The 18175-nt window shown below is 72.3% G+C and carries 15 protein-coding genes; 6 read left to right on the top strand and 9 right to left on the bottom strand.

Annotation, left to right across the window (positions count from 1 at the left end; all coding sequences use genetic code 11):
• Nucleotides 1–2: 2 nt before the first annotated feature.
• From OG982_RS16100 to OG982_RS16080, 5 genes are read right to left on the bottom strand one after another with little or no spacing between them, the layout of a single operon-like run.
• On the bottom strand, nt 3–1490 hold the full coding sequence (locus tag OG982_RS16100; RefSeq protein ID WP_323139260.1) for an FAD-dependent monooxygenase: 1488 nt from the start codon (nt 1488–1490) through the stop codon (nt 3–5).
• On the bottom strand, nt 1466–2665 hold the full coding sequence (locus tag OG982_RS16095; protein ID WP_266786236.1) for an FAD-dependent monooxygenase: 1200 nt from the start codon (nt 2663–2665) through the stop codon (nt 1466–1468). The genes OG982_RS16100 and OG982_RS16095 overlap by 25 nt, the downstream gene beginning before the upstream one ends.
• Nucleotides 2662–3621 carry an aromatase/cyclase gene (locus OG982_RS16090; protein WP_266786238.1) on the bottom strand — a complete coding sequence of 320 codons (960 nt, stop codon included), beginning with the start codon at nt 3619–3621 and terminating at the stop codon, nt 2662–2664. The genes OG982_RS16095 and OG982_RS16090 overlap by 4 nt, the downstream gene beginning before the upstream one ends.
• The gene (locus OG982_RS16085; RefSeq protein ID WP_266948774.1) at nt 3618–5135 is read right to left on the bottom strand and encodes an FAD-dependent monooxygenase; all 1518 of its coding nucleotides are present in this window, start codon (nt 5133–5135) and stop codon (nt 3618–3620) included. Before OG982_RS16085 ends, OG982_RS16090 begins: the two co-directional genes overlap by 4 nt.
• Nucleotides 5136–5191: 56 nt before the next feature.
• The gene (locus OG982_RS16080) at nt 5192–6220 is read right to left on the bottom strand and encodes a methyltransferase (protein WP_266948772.1); all 1029 of its coding nucleotides are present in this window, start codon (nt 6218–6220) and stop codon (nt 5192–5194) included.
• 220 nt (nt 6221–6440) lie between these two features.
• On the opposite strand from OG982_RS16080, the gene fabG reads away from it, so the two are divergent.
• A complete protein-coding gene (gene fabG / locus OG982_RS16075; RefSeq protein WP_266786244.1) occupies nt 6441–7223 on the top strand; it encodes a 3-oxoacyl-ACP reductase FabG in 783 nt (260 codons plus the stop codon).
• Between the two features lie 33 nt (nt 7224–7256).
• Entirely contained in the window at nt 7257–7874 is a 618-nt protein-coding gene (locus OG982_RS16070) for a DsbA family protein (RefSeq protein ID WP_266786246.1), read from the top strand.
• 8 nt (nt 7875–7882) lie between these two features.
• On the opposite strand, the gene OG982_RS16065 is transcribed toward OG982_RS16070, so the two are convergent.
• The 3 genes from OG982_RS16065 to OG982_RS16055 form a co-directional block, all read right to left on the bottom strand.
• A complete protein-coding gene (locus OG982_RS16065) occupies nt 7883–8737 on the bottom strand; it encodes an NmrA/HSCARG family protein (RefSeq protein ID WP_266786248.1) in 855 nt (284 codons plus the stop codon).
• A gap of 138 nt (nt 8738–8875) precedes the next feature.
• Nucleotides 8876–9145, bottom strand: a complete 270-nt coding sequence (locus OG982_RS16060) for an acyl carrier protein (protein WP_266786250.1) — start codon at nt 9143–9145, stop codon at nt 8876–8878.
• 34 nt (nt 9146–9179) lie between these two features.
• Entirely contained in the window at nt 9180–9911 is a 732-nt protein-coding gene (locus OG982_RS16055) for an SDR family oxidoreductase (protein WP_266786252.1), read from the bottom strand.
• Between the two features lie 168 nt (nt 9912–10079).
• Here OG982_RS16055 and OG982_RS16050 point away from each other — a divergent pair, with 168 nt between their 5' ends.
• The 3 genes from OG982_RS16050 to hemG all read left to right on the top strand — a co-directional run bounded on the left by OG982_RS16050 (nt 10080) and on the right by hemG (nt 14663).
• Nucleotides 10080–11558, top strand: coding sequence for an FAD-dependent monooxygenase (locus OG982_RS16050; RefSeq protein ID WP_266948770.1), 1479 nt, complete (start codon nt 10080–10082; stop codon nt 11556–11558).
• A 32-nt stretch (nt 11559–11590) separates the two neighbouring features.
• The gene (locus tag OG982_RS16045; RefSeq protein WP_266948768.1) at nt 11591–13054 is read left to right on the top strand and encodes an FAD-dependent monooxygenase; all 1464 of its coding nucleotides are present in this window, start codon (nt 11591–11593) and stop codon (nt 13052–13054) included.
• A 130-nt stretch (nt 13055–13184) separates the two neighbouring features.
• Nucleotides 13185–14663, top strand: coding sequence for a protoporphyrinogen oxidase (hemG, locus tag OG982_RS16040; RefSeq protein ID WP_266948766.1), 1479 nt, complete (start codon nt 13185–13187; stop codon nt 14661–14663).
• A gap of 96 nt (nt 14664–14759) precedes the next feature.
• Here the strand turns inward: hemG and OG982_RS16035 are convergent, their stop codons facing one another.
• On the bottom strand, nt 14760–16511 hold the full coding sequence (locus tag OG982_RS16035) for an FAD-dependent monooxygenase (RefSeq protein ID WP_266786260.1): 1752 nt from the start codon (nt 16509–16511) through the stop codon (nt 14760–14762).
• 286 nt (nt 16512–16797) lie between these two features.
• Here OG982_RS16035 and OG982_RS16030 point away from each other — a divergent pair, with 286 nt between their 5' ends.
• Nucleotides 16798–18108, top strand: a complete 1311-nt coding sequence (locus tag OG982_RS16030) for an activator-dependent family glycosyltransferase (protein ID WP_266786262.1) — start codon at nt 16798–16800, stop codon at nt 18106–18108.
• The last annotated feature ends 67 nt before the right edge of the window (nt 18109–18175 follow it).

Below are 18175 nucleotides of genomic sequence, written 5' to 3'. Positions count from 1 at the left end.
GTCTAGTGGCTGTCGCGGGGAGCGCCAAACCAGCGGCCGAGGGCGTCCGTCAGGCCGGCCGTCCCGGATCCGCCGGAGCCGATCCAGGCGGTGTAGCCGTCCGGGCGGACCAGCACCGCCTCGACGTCCGCGAGCGCGCCCTGCGGGCGGGACGCGGCGGTGACCACGTCGACCCGGTCGGCCCACGGCCGGGCCGCGGCGCTCACGGCGTCGTCGCCGCGCAGGTCGAGGACGAAGCCGCGGCCGCCGTGCAGCAGCCCGTAGGCGGTCGCCCCGTCGTCCGGGGCGGCGCTGAGCCCGAAGTCCGGCAGGCGCCGGCCGAGCAGCGGGTGGTCGTCGGATCCGGCGTCGTAGCCGATGTCGAGGCCCGTGACCATGCCGACCAGCAGCTTCTGGACGTCCTCGTAGGCCATCAGCTCGGCGAAGACCGCCCGCATCGGCTCCATCTCGGGGCCGCCGAGGTACAGGCTGCGCTGGGAGAGCGTGTTGGCCAGGATGCGGGCCCCGACGGGGTGCCGCTCGCTGTGGTAGGTGTCGAGCAGCCCGTCCGGGGCGTGGCCGTGGATCTCCGCGGCCAGCTTCCAGCCCAGGTTGACGGCGTCGCCCAGGCCCGCGCTGATGCCCTGCGCGCCGATCGGCATGTGGATGTGCGCCGCGTCGCCCGCGAGGAAGACCCGGCCCTTGCGGTACTCGGCGGCCTGGCGGCTGGAGTCGGTGAAGTAGCTGAGCCACACCGGGGTGCCGGTGCTGATGTCGTCGCCGGTCACGCGCTTGAAGGCCTCGGCCACCTCTTGGAAGGCGGGCGGCTCGGACGTCGGCCGGACGCCGGCGCCCCGCTCGAAGACGACGACGCGGGTGGTGTTCGGGCCGACGGGCAGTACGACGACCATGCCCGCGTCGCCGAGCTCGCCGGTGGGCCGCAGCCGCACCTGTACGTCGGTCACGTCGGCCATCAGCATTTCGAGGGTGGCCTCGTAGCCGGGGAAGTCGATGCCGGCCAGGCTGCGGACGGCACTGCGCGCGCCGTCGGCGCCCACCACGTAGCGGCCGCGCAGGGTGCGCGGGCCCTGCGGGGTGTCCGCCCGCACCTCGACGCCGTCGTCCCCGGCGGTCAGCCCGGTGAGCTCCCAGCCGCGGCGGATCTCGGCGCCGAGACCGGTGGCCCACTTGTTCAAGATCGCCTCGGTGAAGGCCTGCGGTACCCCGCGCACGCCGAAGTTGCCGCCCGGCACGATGGTGTAGTCGAGGGGCATGCCGCCGAAGTGGCCGAACGGGATCACGCCCATGTCGCCGAACTGCTCCAGCAGCCCGCGCTGGCCGAACTCCTCCATGGTCCGGGCCGAGAAGCCGAGGGCGCGCGACTGGCGCATCGGCTCGGTCAGCCGTTCCAGGACGACGGCCTCGACGCCCGCCAGGCGAAGTTCGCCCGCGAGCATGAGCCCCGTGGGGCCCGCCCCCACGATGATCACGTCTGTGTCAAAGTCCTGCACTGTCTCTCCTGCCTTCCATGCGTATCCGTTCTTCGAAACCGGTGGTCGAGGTTGCTCGCCACCGCCGTCAGATGGGTGCGGACCTGGTCGAGGCCGATCAGCTCGGAGAGGACCGCGCGCAGCGGCTCGCTCTCGGGGCCGCCGAGCATGAGCTGTTCCTGGGCCGCGACGTGCCGCAGCACCAGGGCCGCGACGGCGTGCCGCTCGTCGTGGTAGGTGTCGAGGAGTCCGGGCGCGGCCCGGCCGTGCAGGGTCTCGGCGAGTTTGCGGCCGAGGTCGACGGCGTCCTGGAGACCGGTGTTGAGCGCCTGGCCGCCGACCGGCGGATGCCAGTGCGCGGCGTCGCCGGCCAGCAGGACCCGGCCGCGCCGGTAGGCGTCGGCCTGGCCCTTGGCGTTGTCGAAGGCGTCCAGCCACAGGGGGGTGCCGCCGGAGACGTCCTCCCCGGTGACCCGCCGCCAGGCGTCGACGACCTCCTCGAAGGCGGGCGGTCCGGAGCGCTCGGGCAGGTCCGCGCCGAACGCGTGGACCATCACGCGGGTGACGCCGTCGCGGGTCGCCGCCACGGCGAACCCGCCCGCGAGCCGTTCGAAGCGGCGGTCGCGGACGCTCAGTCCCGTGAGGTCGGCCCGCAGCAGTTCCTTCGTCGCCGCGGTGGCGGTCACGGGGATCCCGGCCAGCCGGCGCACCGTGCTGTGGGCCCCGTCGCAGCCGACCACGTACTCCGCCCGGAGCAGCAGGCGCCCGTCGGGGCCCTCGATCGCGCAGGCGACGTGGTCCGACCGCTCGCTGATCCCGGTCAGTTCGTGCCCGCGCAGCAGGGTCGCGCCCAGCCGCGCCGCGCGCTCGCCCAGGGCGGCCTCGGTGCGGTACTGGGGCACCTTCCAGTTGCCCCCGTACGCGCTGTCCACGGCCGACAGGGCGAAGCCCAGCCCGCCGAAGTGGGTGCGCGGCTCGTGCGCCGCCCCGGCCAGCAGCTCCTCGAACCCACGCTCGTGGAGCAGCTCGGCGGTGCGCGTGGTGAGCTGGCTGGCCCGGGACTCGGTCATGGGAGCGGCCAGCCGCTCCACGACCACCACCGGGACCCGGCCGCGCCGCAGTTCGCAGGCCAGCAGGAGCCCGACGGGGCCCGCGCCGACGATCACGACCGGCGCGGCCTCCCGGGACGGGTTCACGACCGGGTGCGCCCGCCGCCTACGCCTTCGGCGTAGGCCTTGGCGAGGCCGAGGGTGGCCAGGCTGTTGCCGCTCAGGGCGGTGCGGACGAACTCCTGGGCGGTGCGCACGGTCGCGTCCTCGCCGAGCACCTTGGCGATGTTCTCGGTGTTGATCCGCACCGTGTGGCGGGAGGTCACCGACACCCCGCCGCCCTCGCGCTCCTCGATGAGCCAGCGCCCGGTGTGCAGCGTCATCAGCGCGGGCAGGACGATCTGCTTGTACACGATCGTCGTCGCCGGCTTGCAGACTCGCACGGAGCGCGTGGTGTGGGTGCTGCCGTCCTTCGTGCGGGTGTCCATCTCCAGGATCTGCAGACCCGGCTCGTCCTCCTCCAGCGACACCCGGGCGACGTGCGGCAGCCGCTCCTGCCAGAGCTGCGCCTCGTTGAGGAACTCGTAGACGTCCTTGCCGCTCCCGTCGACCGTGACGGTGTCGTCGAAGGTGATCAGGTCGTCGGGGCCGGCCGCCTCGGCGCTCGCCTTCAGGGCCTGGAGCTCGGAGGCGCTGTTGCGGTCGACCGCCTGGCTGATCCAGTCGAGGTCGGCGGGGTCGTCGGTCGCCGCGTGGAAGTCGTGCAGCAGGCGCACCCGGCACGAGGTCGCGGAGACGGGCTCCACCACCCACGCGCCGCCCATGCCGCCGACCGGGTGCTGCGAACGCTCCTGACGGAACGTCACGGTCCGGGCGGCCGCGTCGTGTTCGCGCCGGGAGGTCCAGGTCTTGGCGGTGCCGTTGGCGGTCGCCCAGAGCCGGATCAGCTCCGCGTCGCCCTCCCGCTCGACGACCTCGGCGTGCACGGTCGGGGGGAAGGCCTCCGGCCACCGGGTGACGTCCGCGACCAGCGCGTACACCAGGTCCGCGGGGGCGCAGACGTTGATCTCGTGTTCCGTTTCACGTACCGCGTTCTCGGTCACGTTTCCTTCTTCTCCTCTGGGTTGCGGAGCTTGTGGCCGGCCTCGCCGAACCAGCGCCGCAGCGCGGCTTCGAGGTCGCCCCCGTCGGGCGCGGTCCAGGCGATGTAGCCGTCGGGGCGGACGAGCACCGACTCGGTCGCGGCGCCGTTCTCCTCCGGTCCGGCGGGGAAGCCCGCCACCCGGACCACGTCCACGCGGTCGGCCCAGCCGGCGGCCGCCCGGCTCGTCTCGCCCGAGGCGTCGGCGGTGATCAGGACACCGCGGGCCGGGTGCAGCAGCCGGGCGGTTCGGTCGTGGCCGCCGCCGGCGAGCTCCAGCTCGCGGTCGGCCATCCGGGTGCCGAGCAGCGGGTGCGCGGGCCGGCCGGCGCCGGGTCCGTCCATCGCGTAGCGGATGTCGAAACCGCTGACCATGCCGGACAGGTGCCGCGCGACCGGCCGGATCGCGATGATCTCCGCCATGATCGCCCGCAGCGGCTCGACCGACCTGCCGGTCAGGTTGAGCGTCCCCTGGGCGAGCGTGTTGCGCAGGACCCGCTCCCCCACCGGGTGGCGCTCGGTGTGGTAGGTGTCGAGGAGGCCCTCGGGGGCCCAGCCCCCCAGCGTCGCCGCCAGCTTCCAGCCGAGGTTGTACGCGTCCTGCACACCGACGCTCAGTCCCTGCCCGCCGGCGGGGAGGTGGATGTGCGCGGCGTCCCCGGCGAGCAGCACCCGGCCGCGCCGGTACTCGGTGGCCTGGCGGGTCGCGTCGGTGAAGCTGCTCACCCAGCGCGCGTGGCCGTGGTGGATCGAGTCGCCGGTCAGCCGCTGCCAGGCGTCGGCGACCTGGGTGAAGGTCACCTCGCGGCCCCGGTCCGGCGGCGTGCCGTTCTCGCACACGATGATGCGGGTGTAGTCCTTCTCCAGCGGCGCTGCCATGATCATGCCGTTCGGCAGCAGCTCACCGATCATCCGCGGCTTGATGTCGGCGCCGCTGACGTCCGCCAGGTACATCTCGCGGGTGGCGTCGGAGCCGGCGAACTCGAAGCCCGTCAGGTGCCGTACGGTGCTCCGCCCGCCGTCGCAGCCCACCAGGTAGCGGGCGGTGTACTCCTCGGGCCCGGCCGGCCCGCGCACGCTCGCGGTGACGCCGTCCGCGCTCTCGCTCACGCCGTGGAACTCGTAGCTGCGGCGCAGGATCACGCCCAGCTCCAGCGCCCGGGTCTCCAGCATCTCCTCGATCTTGTACTGGGGCGCGCCGCGCACTCCGAAGTGCGAACCCTCCAGCACCCCGTAGTCGATCGGAATGCCGCCGAAGTGGCCCTGGCGGGTGATCTCGATGTTCTCCAGGCGTTCGAGGATCCCGCGCTGGTGGAACATCTCGGTGGCGCGCGCGGTGAAGCCGATGCCACGCGACTCCCAGCTCCGCTCGGCCCGCTGCTCGAAGACGATGACGTCGGCGCCGCCGAGGCGGAGCTCGGCCGCGAGCGTCAGGCCCGCGGGACCTGCGCCGATCACTATGACATCGGTATCCATTTTTCCTGTCCTGACCCTCGAGTCCTGTGATGGGGGACCGGGTTAGCCCGCCGGGATCAGGCCGGGATCGCCTCGATGACGGAGATCGGCGCGCTGGTGGGAACGGCCCGGGTGACCTTGAAGCCGGCCTTCGCGAACAGCTCGGTGTACTGCGCGAGCGTGCGGTCCTGGGCGCCGAGCATCAGCATCAGCCAGAGGTCGATGGTGTTGCCGAGGTGGTGCTCGCCGTTCTCCGGGAGCACGTACTCGATGACGAGGAGCTTGCCGTCGGGGCCGATCGCCTCACGGGCGTTGCGCAGCGCCGTGATGGCGTCGGCCTCGGAGAAGTCGTGGATGATGTGCTTGAAGAGGTAGGCGTCGCCGCCCGTCGGCAGCTTGTCCAGGTAACCGCCGTGCTCGATCGTGAGCCGGTCCGCGACACCGGCCGCCTCGAAGAGCGAGGGCGAGTCGACGGTCGCGACCTCGGAGTCGTACAGCACGCCCTTGACGTTCGGCGACTGCTTGAGGATGCCCGCCAGCAGGTTGCCGCGTCCCGCGATGACGTCGACGACGGTGTTGAACTGGGAGAAGTCGTAGGCGGCCAGGATCGGGTCGGTCTCCGACTCCGAGAGCTTGCCGAACGCGTGGAAGAAGACGGCCGCGTACTCCGGGGTCGCGTGGAAGAAGTCCAGCGCGCCCATGCCGCGCAGCTTCGGCAGGTTGGGCTCGCCGGTCTCCACGGTCGTGAACAGCTGGCCCCACTCCTCCCACAGCAGCGGGTGGTTCATCAGCAGGGCGAAGCCGCGCATCGAGTCCGGCGCGTCGTCACGGAGCTTGTCGGACAGCGGCGACTGCTCGATCAGGCCGTCGGGGCGGATCGCGAACACGCCGTGGCCGGCGAGGGCACGCAGGATCCGGTGGGTCGCCGTGGCGTCGGAACCGACCCGCGCGGCGATGTCGGCGGCGGACAGCGGCCCGTCGGCGAGGACGTCCGCGATGCCGAGCTTGGCCGCGACGGAAAGCGCCTGGGTGATCACGGCACCCTGAATGAGATCGAGCAGCGCATACGAGTCCGACTGGTCACGGACTTCGGGAATTGCGGACATGACTTTCCTTTCAGAGCGCCTTTTTCGTGGATTCCAGGACGATAGGTCGACGCTTCTGCGACCCGCAACTCCGGCTCTATGCGGAATTTTTGCCTGAACGTTCAACCGAAGAATCCGGGCGGTTGAACAGCCCCACCTCTACCGGCGCTCGACCGGGAATCCGGCCCCCCTTGTCAGATTGTGCCGCGCCCCCCATACACCCCCAGAAGGAGCAGGCGGAATGGCCGAGAACGGACAGCAGGTAGCGCTCATCACCGGCGGGACGAGCGGAATCGGCCTGGCGATCGCCGAGAACCTCGCGAGCCAGGGGCTCCGCGTCTTCCTCTGCGCGCGCAGCGCCGAGACCGTCCGGGAGACCGTCGACAAGCTCCGGGCGGACGGCCACGACGTCGACGGCCTGGCCGCGGACGTCCGCAAGCCGGACGACGTCGCGCGCCTCGTCGAGACGGTCGTCGAGCGCTACGGGCGGGTCGACATCCTGGTCAACAACGCCGGGCGCAGCGGCGGCGGCGCGACCGCGGAGATCGCGGACGAGCTCTGGTACGACGTGATCGACACCAACCTGAACAGCGTCTTCCTGATGACCCGCGCGGTGCTGAACGCGGGGCTGGTGCAGCGCGGCTGGGGCCGGATCATCAACATCGCCTCGACCGGCGGCAAGCAGGGCGTCGTGCTCGGCGCCCCCTACTCGGCATCCAAGCACGGCGTCATCGGCTTCACCAAGGCCCTCGGGCTGGAGCTGGCGAAGACCGGCGTCACGGTCAACGCCGTCTGCCCCGGCTACGTCGAGACCCCGATGGCGCAGCGCGTGCGCCAGGGCTACGCCGCGCACTTCGAGACGACCGAGGCGGAGATCCTGGAGCGCTTCGAGGCGAAGATCCCGCTCGGCCGCTACTCCACCGCCGAGGAGGTGGCCGGCCTCGTCGCCTACCTGGTCTCCGACGCGGCGGCGCCCGTGACAGCCCAGGCGATCAACGTCTGCGGCGGCCTCGGAAACTACTGATCCCGATCCCACCGACACTTCAAGGAGGCCGCCGTGCGGGACGACACCCCGATACCGGTGGATTTCTGGTTCGACCCCACCTGTCCCTGGGCGTGGCTGACCTCCCGCTGGATCCTGGAGGTCGCCCGGCAACGGCCCCTTGAAGTCCGCTGGCACATCATGAGCCTGAGCGTGCTCAACGAGGGGCGCCCCGACCTGCCCGAGCGCTGGCACCGCAACCTGGCCCTGCGCATGGAGCCGGTGCGGGTCTGCGCCGCCGCCGAGGAGCGGTACGGGTCCGAGGTGCTGGGCCGGCTCTACACCGAACTCGGCACCCGGTTCCACCCGCACAAGGCGCCCAAGGAGCGGGCCACCTACGCGGCCGCCCTCGCCGCCGCGGGCCTGGACCCGGCGCTGGCCGAGGCGGCCGGGTCCGACGCGTTCGACGCCGCGGTGCGCGCTTCGCACAACGACGGCATCGGCCGCGTCGGCACCGAGGTGGGCACCCCTGTCATCGCGGTGGGGGACGTGGCGTTCTTCGGTCCCGTGGTGACGCCGACCCCGCGCGGCGACGCCGCGCTGCGGCTGTGGGACGGCTTCCTCGCCATGGCCGCCACCGACGGGTTCTTCGAACTCAAGCGCACCCGCACCCGCGATCCGATCTTCACCTGAGATCCGGGTCAGGTTCCGGACGTGACCAGGGGCGAGGTCCAGTTGTCGCTCAGCCATGCCTCCAGCGAGACGAGGTCCGGCCTGCTCCGGCGCAGTTCCGGCAGGTCGGCGTGGTAACCGTCGCGCTCGAACCAGTCGAACATGTTCGCCAGGTCCTCGCGGTTCGCGCGCAGCGGCTCGATGGGCAGCTGCTGGAACCGCGTCGGGACCCCGGACACGGCCTCGAAGGCCGCGGCCATCTGCGGCCCGGTCAGGTCGTCGCCGGCGATCTCGACCACCCGGCCCAGCCAGGCGTCCGGGTTCTCGAAGGCGTCCGCGGCGAACGCGCCGATGTCGCTGGTCGCGATGAGCTGCACCGAGGTCCCGGGGTCCAGCCACAGGGAGAGCACGAGCTCGCCCTCCACCGGACGCGGGGCGATGTCGAGGAGGATGTCGTGGAACATGACCGGCCGCAGCACCGTGGTCGGCAGGTCGAGCGTCCGCAGGTACTCCTCGATCCTCAGCTTGCTCTCGAAGTGCGGGACCCGGGTGTCGCGGTCCGCGCCGCCGACCGAGCTGTAGACGAAGTGCCCGACGCCGGCCCGCACGGCCGCGTCGGCGACCGCCCTGCCCTGCCGCTCCTCCGCCTCGCACCCGCCGGGGCCCCGGAACGTCTGGACGCTGAACACCCCGTGGACGCCCTCCATCGCCGCGAGCAGCGACGCCTCGTCGTCCAGGTCACCGCGGACGAGGACCGCGCCCGCCTCCTGAAGGGCCCGCGCCTGCGCCTTGCCCGGGTCGCGGACCAGGGCGTGCACGGTACGCCCGCGCCGCAGCAGTTCGCGGGCCACCGCCCCGCCCTGCCGGCCGGTACCGCCCAGCACCAGAATCGATCCTTCAACCGCCACTGTCTGTCTCCATGTCTCTTGCCGGCCGGGTCCCCGCCCGGCATGACGATCAGATGTGAAGGCCGCGAACGGCCGCGTTGCCCCGCGCGTTCCCACGCGCGACCCCTCGGTGGATCAGACCGCCGACATCACCTTCAGCTGCAACAGCGAGTTGACGAAGTCGACGAGTTCCGCGGCGGTGTCTATCCCGCCGACCTTGTCCTCACAGAGCTCGACGCCGTAGTCCCGCTCGATCCTGCTGAGCGTTTCGAGCAGCGCGAGGGAGTCGTACCCCAGCTCCTCGAAGGGACGGTCGGGCGCCTGTTCGAGCGACAGCGCGTCCTCGTCCTCGCCCGCGCACTGGCGCATGATGGTCTGGAGGTCGCTGATCGTGATCTGGTACAAGACCGTCCCTCTTTCTCTGTTGGCGCGTTCCGCGCTACCACGGAACGGGTCCGTCGTCCGCCAGGCACTCGCCTGACGGGCCGGCCTCGTCCAGCAGGGCGAGCCGGACCGCGATCACCGCTCCTTCGGCGGGTGTCCGGTGACCGCGGTGGTGGTTGATGTCCGTCGCCACCACTCCGGGGAGGGCGGCGTTGACCTTGATCGGGGTCCCTCGGAGCTCTTTCGCGTACGCCACCGTGACCGCGTTCAGGGCGGTCTTCGAGGACTGGTAGGCGATCATGCTGACGCCCGCCAGCGGGGAACGCGGATCCGAGTTCAGGGCCAGCGACCCCACGTGGCTGGACAGGTTGACGACCCGGCCGGCCGCGGCGCGGCGCAGCAGCGGCAGCATCGCGTGGGTCACGGTGACCACGCCGAAGACGTTGGTCTCGTAGACCTCCCGCAGGTCGGCGGCGGTCGCCTCGTCGGCGGTCCCGGTGAAGCGGCCCGCGACACCGGCGTTGTTCACGAGGATGTCCAGGCGTCCGTAGCGCCGTTCGATCTCGCCGGCGGCCTCGGCCGCGGAGGCCGGGTCCGTCACGTCGAGCCGCAGCGGCACCGCGTTGATGCCGTCGCCGGACAGCGTGTCGGCGGCCTGCTTGCCGAGCACCTCGTCCCTCGCGCCGACGAGGACGACGACGCCCTGCTCACCGAGCTGCCGCGCGATGGCAAGGCCGATGCCCTTGTTGGCGCCCGTAATGAGCGCCACCTTTTCGGAATTCCTCATGCCTGCACCGTAGTAAGGGTCAAAACCCGGGAGCACCTCCGACATTGCCATTCGGGTTCCGTGTTCAACCGTTCAATATCGGTGTTCAAGCACGGTGATTCCTCGGTCGAACGCCAATGGGTAGCTTCACCCTGGCCAACCATTGCCTGAGCGCAGAAGGCCTGAATTATGAAAACTACTGACGTCATCGTGGTGGGTGCCGGGCCGGTCGGCCTGATGCTGGCCGGAGAACTCCGCCTGGGCGGAGTGGACGTGGTCGTCTACGACAAGCTGCCCGCGCCGAGCGGCGAATCGCGCGCCCTCGGCTTCAACCGGCGGGCCGCCGAGTCGCTGGGACAGCGCGGGCTGCTCCCCCGGCTGGGCGAGTTCCGGTGGGGCCCGATGGGGCACTTCGGCGGGGTCCGCTTCGACCTCGGCATGCTCGACGAGGACCACAGCGGAGTGCTCGGCCTCTCCCAGGCCCGCACCGAGGAGGCGCTCGGCGGCTGGCTGGCCGAGCTCGGCGTCCCGGTGCGCCGCAGCCGCGAGGTGACGGGACTGCGCGAGACCCCCGAGGGCGTCGTGGTCTCCTACGCGGGCCCCGACGGCCCCGGCGAGGAGAACGCGGCGTACGTGGTCGGCTGCGACGGCGCGGGAAGCACCGTCCGCACGCTGGCCGGGATCCCGGCTCCCGGCTGGGAGCCCACCCGCGGCATGTACACCGCGGAGATCACCGGCGTCGCGCTGCGCCCGCGGCCCATCGGGGAGCGACTGCCCGGCGGCAGCATGGTGGTGTGCACCCCGCTGGGCGGCGGGCGCCTGCGCATCGTCATCCACGACCTCTCGCTGCCGGCCCGCCCGGACCCGGGTGCGCTGACCTTCGCCGAAGTCGCCGACGCCTGGCGGCGGCTGACGGGTGAGTCGATCGACGACGCCGAGCCCCAGTGGCTGTGGGCCTGCGGCAACTCCGCCGCGCTGGCCGACGAGTACCGGCGCGGCCGGGTCCTGCTGGCGGGCGACGCCGCGCACGAGATCCCGCCGCTGGCCGCCTGGGGGCTCAGCGCCGGACTCCAGGACGCCGCGAACCTCGGCTGGAAGCTGGCGGCGACGGTCAAGGGCCGGGCCCCCGAGGGCCTGCTCGACACGTACCACGCCGAACGCCAACCAGTCGGACGGGAGTTGATCCGCAACGCCCGGGCGGCCTCGAAGATCTACCTCGGCGAGGCGCCGATGGACCCGGTCCGCGAGGTCATGGGCGAGCTGCTGGCCCACAAGGGGGCCGCGGAGCAGGTCGCCGGGATCGTCAGCGGTCTCGGCATCCGCTACGACCTCGGCAAGGGCGACCACCCGCTGCTCGGCCTGCGCATGCCGCCCGAGCGCGAACTCACCCTCCCCGACGGCACCCGCACCCGCGTCGCCGAACTCCTGCACACCGGACACGGCGTCCTCATCACCACCGACCCCGCCCTGGCCGCCGAACTCACCGACGGGCTCGCGGGCCGCGTCGACGTCGTCACCGGCACCTGGACCACCGACGCCGCCCCCACGACCGATTCCGTCCTCATCCGCCCCGACGGCTACGTCGCCTGGGCCGCCCCCGGCAACACCGACGACCTCACCGAAGCCCTCGACCGCTGGTTCGCCACCACTCAGCCCGCCGGCCGGTGACCGGCGGCCACGATCACACAGGAGCGTTACACATGGCCAGGGATGTAATCGTCGTCGGCGCGGGCCCCGTCGGTCTGATGACGGCGGGCGAACTCAGGCTCCGCGGCGTGGACGTCGTCGTCTACGAGAAGCTGCCCACCCCGCCGCGCGAGTCGCGCGGGGCGAGCTTCACCAAGCGCACCGCCGAGTGCTTCGACCAGCGCGGCCTGCTCGGCCGGCTCGGCGCGACCGAACCCGCCGACAGCCACTTCGGCGGGGTCCCGATCGACCTCGGCACGCTCGCGGAGGACCACTACGGGCACCGCGGCATCTCCCAGTTCCGCACCGAGCGGATGCTGGAGGGCTGGGTGAGCGAGCTCGGCGTGCCGATCCTGCGCGGCTACGAGGTCACCGGATTCCGCGAGAGCGCCGACGGCGTCGTGGTGACCGTCACCGGCCCCGACGGCCCCGTCGAGGAGAGCGCCGGCTACCTCGTCGGCTGCGACGGCGGGCGGAGCTCGATCCGCAAGCTGGCCGGGATCGGCTTCCCCGGATCCGACGGCCGGCGCGGCTTCCTCACCGCCGACGTCACCGGGATCGAGACCCGCAAGCGGCGCATCGGCGAGGACCTGCCGGGCGGCAGCATGATCATGGCGATGGACCTGGAGAACGGCGTCACCCGCGTCGTCGTCCACGAGGCCGGGACCCCGCCGCGCGATCGCGACTCGCTCACCTACACCGACCTCGCCGACGCCTGGCAGCGGCTCACCGGCGAGTCCATCCACGCCGGCGCGTGCCGCTGGATCAGCTGCTTCACCGACGCCTCCCGGGCCGCCGCCGAATACCGGCGCGGCCGGGTCTTCCTGGCCGGCGACGCCGCGCACGTACAGCCCCCGGCCATGGCGCAGGGTCTGAGCGTGGGCGTCCAGGACGCGGTGAACCTCGGCTGGAAGCTGGCCGCGACGGTCAACGGCTGGGCCCCCGAGGACCTGCTCGACACCTACCACGCCGAACGCCACCCGGTCGGGGAGCAGCTGGCCCGCAATGCCCGCGCGGCGATCGAACTGCGGCTGACCGGAGAGGACATGGACCCGGTCCGCGGTGTCATGGCCGAGCTGGTCTCGCACCCGGACGCCGCGGCGCACCTGGCCGGAATGCTGAGCGGTCTCGGCATCCGCTACGACCTCGGCAAGGGAGACCACCCGCTGCTCGGCCTGCGCATGCCGCCCGAGCGCGAACTCACCCTCCCCGACGGCACCCGCACCCGCGTCGCCGAACTCCTGCACACCGGACACGGCGTCCTCATCACCACCGACCCCGCCCTGGCCGCCGAACTCGCCGACGGGCTCGCGGGCCGCGTCGACGTCGTCACCGGCACCTGGACCACCGACGCCGCCCCCACGACCGATTCCGTCCTCGTCCGCCCCGACGGCTACGTCGCCTGGGCCGCCCCCGGCAACACCGACGACCTCACCGAAGCCCTCGACCGCTGGTTCGCCACCACCCGCAAGCCTTAGCGCCGCGGGGTCCAGCCGCCCTCGACCGGGGCTGCGGGGCTCCCGGCCAGACTTCCACCACCCGTGTCGGCGCCGACCGTGGGCGCCACGACGGGCTCTACGACACCGTAACCATGAAGGAGCTGGTGGAATGGCTGGGAGCGAACGGGATCAGGCGAGCGGAAAGCCCCATGTGGTCATCATCGGGGGCGGTATCGCGGGACTGTCGGCGGCCTTCTGTCTGCGGGGCGAGCCGGTCCGGGTGACGCTCCTGGAGGGATCCTCGCGGATCGGCGGGAAGCTGTCGGTCTCCGAGGTGGCGGGCGTCGCGGTCGACGAGGGCGCCGAGTCGCTCTACCTGAACCGCCGCAAGACCACCGGCCTGATCAAGGAGGCCGGGCTCGGCGACCGGATCATGTCGGCGGGCGTCACCGCGTCGGCGATCCGGACCGGGAACGAGGTCCGGAACCAGCCGGACCGTCAGTTCATGGGCGTCCCTTGCGACATGGACGACCTGGCCCGGTCCGGCGTGCTGTCCGCCGCCGGGCTCGACCGGGCGCGCCAGGACCTGGCGCTGCCCGCGTTCGACCGGGACGGCGACGTCTCGGTCGCGGACTTCGTCGGCGGGCGGCTCGGCCGGGAGGTCGTGGACCGCCTCGTCGAGCCGTTCCTCGCCGGCGTGTTCTCCGGCCGGGCCGAGGACCTTTCCTTCGAGGCCACGCTGGGCCCGCTGGCCATGGCGTCCCGCAAGCACACCTCGCTCGCGGACGCGGCCGGCTCGCTGGTGCCGCAGCTCGCCGAGGGGGAGAAGCCGCCGCCGGTGAGCGTCGCCACCCTCGACGGCGGGTTCGGTTCGCTGCCGCCCGCGCTCGTACGGGAGGTGCTGGCCGCCGCGCCGGACGCGTCCCTGCGCACCGACGCCCCCGTGCGGGAGCTCGCGCGGAGCGCGAACGGCTGGCGGGTGACCGTCGGTACGGCCGGCGACCCGGAGTACATCGACGCGGACGCGGTCATCGTCGCCGTTCCGGCCGGCCCCGCGAGCGGCCTGCTCGCCGGGGTCACCGGCGCGGGCCAGGCGGTCTCGGCGCTCGCCGAAGTCCCGTACTCCAGCGTGGCGATGGTGACGCTCGCCTACCCGCGCGAGGCGTTCCCCGGCGGGCTCTCCGGCCGGGGCTACTCCGCGTACCGGGTGCCCGCGGTGGAGGGGAAGGTCGTCAAGGAGGTCACCTTCACGACCGTGAAGTGGCCGCACCTGGCGGGCGAGGTGGAGATCGTCCGCTGCTCGCTCGGGCGGTTCGGCGAGGACCACCTGCTGGGCCGCGACGACGCCGACCTCGTGGCGGTGGCGGCGGCCGAGCTGGCCGAGGCGACCGGTGTGACCGGCGTTCCCGTGGCGTCCCGGGTGAGCCGCTGGCAGGACGCCCTGCCGCAGTACACCGTCGGCCACCTGGCCCGGGTGGAGCGGATCCGCGAGGCGGTGGCGGCCCAGCCCGGCCTCGCGGTGTGCGGCGCGCTGTACGACGGCGTGGGCGTCGGTGTCTGCATGGCCACCGCGCGCAAGGCCGCCGACCAGGTGCTCGCCTGGCTGAAGAAGGACGCGGCCGCGCGCAGCGTCGCCGGCGCGGTCTGAACGGACCCGGTCCGAGCGCCTCGGTGCTTGCGGGAAACAGAGAAGTGGCCGTGCCCGATCGTCGGGTACGGCCACTTCTCGTCGTCCCTCCCGGGATCAGCGGTCCAGGAGGGTGGCGAACACGTCCGCCAGCACCTGCTCGGCGTCCGCGCTGCCGTCCGTGCTGCGCCAGGCCACGTGCGAGTCGGGGCGCACCAGGATCGCGCCGGCGTCGCCGATCTGCCGGACGGCCGCCCAGCCGCCGTCGACGTCGGTGAACTCGGCGCCCTCACCGATCCGGGCCGTGACGATCGGGACGGAGAACTTCTCCGCCACCCGCGCGGCCGCCTCGACCCACGGGGTCCCCTCCGGGCCGGTGATCAGCGCGAAGCCGGTCGTGCCGGTGAGGTCGATCGTGGACAGCCGGTGACCGTCGCGGCTGATCCACGCGTGCGGCACCCGGTGTCCGGGGCGGGAGGTCGGCCGGTGCTCGTTGCGCATGGGGACGGGGACCGGCCGCTCGCTGCCGTCGGACAGGATCGCGCCAGCCTCGTAGGCGAAGCCGACCTCCATGTCGAGCGACTGGCATCCGCCCCGGTGCGTGTGGAAGATCTCCAGGGCGCGCGCCCGTACGGTGTCGCCGAGCGGGGACGGGTCGAAGTACGCCTCCAGCCGCTGCCGGCGGCGGCCCGCCGGGATGTTGTGGCCGGCGCCGATGGCGTCGATGACCACCTGGTGGTGCTGCGCGGCGGACACCGCCCAGTCGACGTTCTCGCGGCCCACGGGCCGGCGCTCGGCCTCGTACGTGTCGATCAGGCTGTCGGGCGCGCGGCCGCTGGTCACCGCGGCCAGCTTCCAGGCGAGGTTGTGCGCGTCCTGGATGCCGGTGTTGAGTCCGAGGCCGACGGCGGGCGGCTGGCGGTGCGCGGCGTCGCCGGCGATCAGCACCCTGCCGACCCGGTAGCGGTCGGCGAGGTGGGCGTCCACGATCCAGTCCGTCACCTTGTGGACGGTGATCTCCAGGTCGGGCAGGCGCAGCAGCTCGCGGATCCGGGGGATGACCGTTTCCGCGTCCCAGCGTCCGGGCGGGCCGGGGGCGAAGTGCAGGCCCCACTGCTCGCAGTCCTTGCCCCAGCTCGGTCCCATCTCGATGAGGTTGCTGGAGAGGTCGGGGTCCTCCGGGCTGAGGAAGTGCGTGATGAGCGTGCCCTCCTCCCACCACTCGGAGAGATCGGCGGAGAAGTAGGCGGTGGTGGTGTTGACCAGCCCGGGAGGGCCCTGCATCTCGATGCCGACCGCGCGGCCGACCGTCTTGCCGCCGTCGGCGCCGAGGAGGTACTGCGCCTTGACCGAGATGGTCTCGCCGGTCTCGACGTCGCGCACCTCGGCGATGACGTGGTCGCCCTCGTCCGAGAAACCGGTCAGCTCGTGGTGGAAGAGGATCCGGCCCGGATTGCGCTGCTCCGCGTGGCGGCGCAGGATCGGCTCCAGCCACATCTGCGGCAGCTTGGCGGGCAGCACCGGCCCGACCGCCGCGTAGGTCTCCTGCAGCTCGCCGCCGCCGAAGGCGTCCATCTCGTGGATCAGACGCCGCTCCAGCGGGCCGTCGCCCGCGAGCGTGGTCTGCCAGCGCACCTTGCCGAACTTGTCGAGCGGCGCCGCCTCGGCGAGCACGTCCTCGGCGACGCCGTGCTGGCGGAAGATCTCCATCGTGCGCTGGTTGAGATAGTGCGCCTTCGGGATCCTCGACGTGTCCGGATGCCGTTCCACCAGCAGATGCTCGACGCCCTGGTCGGACAGGAAAACAGAGGCGGACAGACCGCATCCGCCGCCGCCCACGATCAGGACCGGAACCTCGATTGCTCGCATGTTCGCCCTTCCAGAATTGACAGATGCCTTGCCTTCGCAGCCTGGCAAAGCCCTCTTCAGCTCCGGTCAAGAACGGCTGGACTCCGCCTCTGCGGGCGGGGGGCGGGAAGCGGGGGCGGAGTCCGTGCGTTCAACTGCGGCCGGCCAGCGGTCGAACGGCGCGAGCGGAACGACCCGGCAAACCTGGAGAAGACCCGTACGCAACGCGTGATCAAGATGGCAGGGGTCGGAAAACCTGGCGTTCGCCTGTGAATTCCCCTGGCCCCTGACTCTAAGGAAGTCCGCAATGCGCGTCCTCATTGTGCCGTTTCCCTGGAAGACCCACCTCTTCAACCTGGTCCCGCTGGCGTGGTCGCTCCAGACCGCCGGACACGAGGTACGGGTGGCCGGCTGGCCCGACCTGCTCGACGCCGTCACCGGGGCCGGCCTGACCGGCATGGGCGTCGGCCCCGGCGAAACCGCCGAGGAACGCAAGGCGCGGGACCAACGGCGGCCGACTCCCGCACCCACGCCCGCCGGGGGCGGGCCCTTGCAAGGCGGCCTCGGCCCGTTATTCGACGTACGGCCGGACCGCGAACGGCTGAGCTGGGAGCAGGTCACCAAGGTCTTCGACAACCTGGTGCTGCCGCAGGCCCGGCGCTCCAACGACTCGATGATGGAGGACCTGGTCGCGTTCGCCCTCGAATGGCGGCCCGACCTGGTGCTCTGGGGCGCGAAGGCCTTCGCCGGCGCGGTCGCCGCCGAAGCGGTCGGAGCGGTGCACGCCCGGATCCTGTACTCGGTCGACGTCTACACCCGCATGCGCGAGGACTTCCTGCACGCCCAGGCCCTCCAGCCGGAGGAGGACCGCGTCGACCCGCTGCGCGACTGGCTCTCGGGCTGGGTGGAGAAGTTCGGCGGCGAGTTCTCGGAGGACCTGGTCAACGGGCAGTTCACGATCGACCCGCTGCCGGAGGCGTTCCGGCCCGACCCCCGGCCGACCACGCTCCCCATGCAGTTCGTCCCCTACAACGGGCCCACCGTCGTGCCGCGCTGGCTCACCGAACCACCGCGGGCCCCCCGGGTCCTGATGACGTTCGGCGACTCCGTCAACGACGGCCCCGTCCAGCACCTGCTGCCCGTCGAGCGCATCCAGGAGATCCTCGACTCCGTGGGCGACCTGGACATGGAGCTGGTCCTGACCCTGCCGGAGGAGTCCCAGCGCAAGCTGCGCGACGTACCCGCCAACACCCGCCTCGTGGAGTCCGTGCCGCTCTCCGAGATCCTGCCGACCTGCGCGGCCATGGTGCACCACGGCGGGACCTGGTCGTTCGGCTGCGCCCTGCGCTACGGCGTACCCCAGCTGCTGATCAGCCGGGCGTTCGACGTCCCCCTGAAGCTCCAGTGCCTCGACCGTACGGGGGCCGGGCTCTCCATGAAGCCCGCCGACGTGGACGGGCCCGGGGTGCGGGACGCGATCGTGCGGCTGCTGGAGGACGAGGGCATCCGGGCGAACGCCCGGCGGCTGCGCGACGACGTGCTCGCCATGCCCGCACCCAACGAACTGGCCCGCACCCTGGAGGTGCTGGTCCTCGCCCACCGGGCCGGCAAGCGCTGACCCCCCACGCGAGGAGCGGGCCCCGCATGCTGTCCATGCGGGGCCCGCTCCTCGTGTGGTGGCGGCG

The sequence above is a fragment of the Streptomyces sp. NBC_01551 genome (assembly GCF_026339935.1).
Classification (GTDB): domain Bacteria; phylum Actinomycetota; class Actinomycetes; order Streptomycetales; family Streptomycetaceae; genus Streptomyces.
This window is presented reverse-complemented; position numbering and strand designations above follow the sequence as displayed.

Excerpts from the sequence above, each read along its gene's own strand:
- OG982_RS16085 (WP_266948774.1), bottom strand. The coding sequence starts at position 5,135 with ATGGATACCGATGTCATAGTGATCGGCGCAGGTCCCGCGGGCCTGACG.
- OG982_RS16080 (WP_266948772.1), bottom strand. The coding sequence starts at position 6,220 with ATGTCCGCAATTCCCGAAGTCCGTGACCAGTCGGACTCGTATGCGCTG.
- fabG (WP_266786244.1), top strand. The coding sequence starts at position 6,441 with ATGGCCGAGAACGGACAGCAGGTAGCGCTCATCACCGGCGGGACGAGC.
- OG982_RS16055 (WP_266786252.1), bottom strand. The coding sequence starts at position 9,911 with ATGAGGAATTCCGAAAAGGTGGCGCTCATTACGGGCGCCAACAAGGGC.
- OG982_RS16050 (WP_266948770.1), top strand. The coding sequence starts at position 10,080 with ATGAAAACTACTGACGTCATCGTGGTGGGTGCCGGGCCGGTCGGCCTG.
- OG982_RS16045 (WP_266948768.1), top strand. The coding sequence starts at position 11,591 with ATGGCCAGGGATGTAATCGTCGTCGGCGCGGGCCCCGTCGGTCTGATG.
- hemG (WP_266948766.1), top strand. The coding sequence starts at position 13,185 with ATGGCTGGGAGCGAACGGGATCAGGCGAGCGGAAAGCCCCATGTGGTC.
- OG982_RS16035 (WP_266786260.1), bottom strand. The coding sequence starts at position 16,511 with ATGCGAGCAATCGAGGTTCCGGTCCTGATCGTGGGCGGCGGCGGATGC.
- OG982_RS16030 (WP_266786262.1), top strand. The coding sequence starts at position 16,798 with ATGCGCGTCCTCATTGTGCCGTTTCCCTGGAAGACCCACCTCTTCAAC.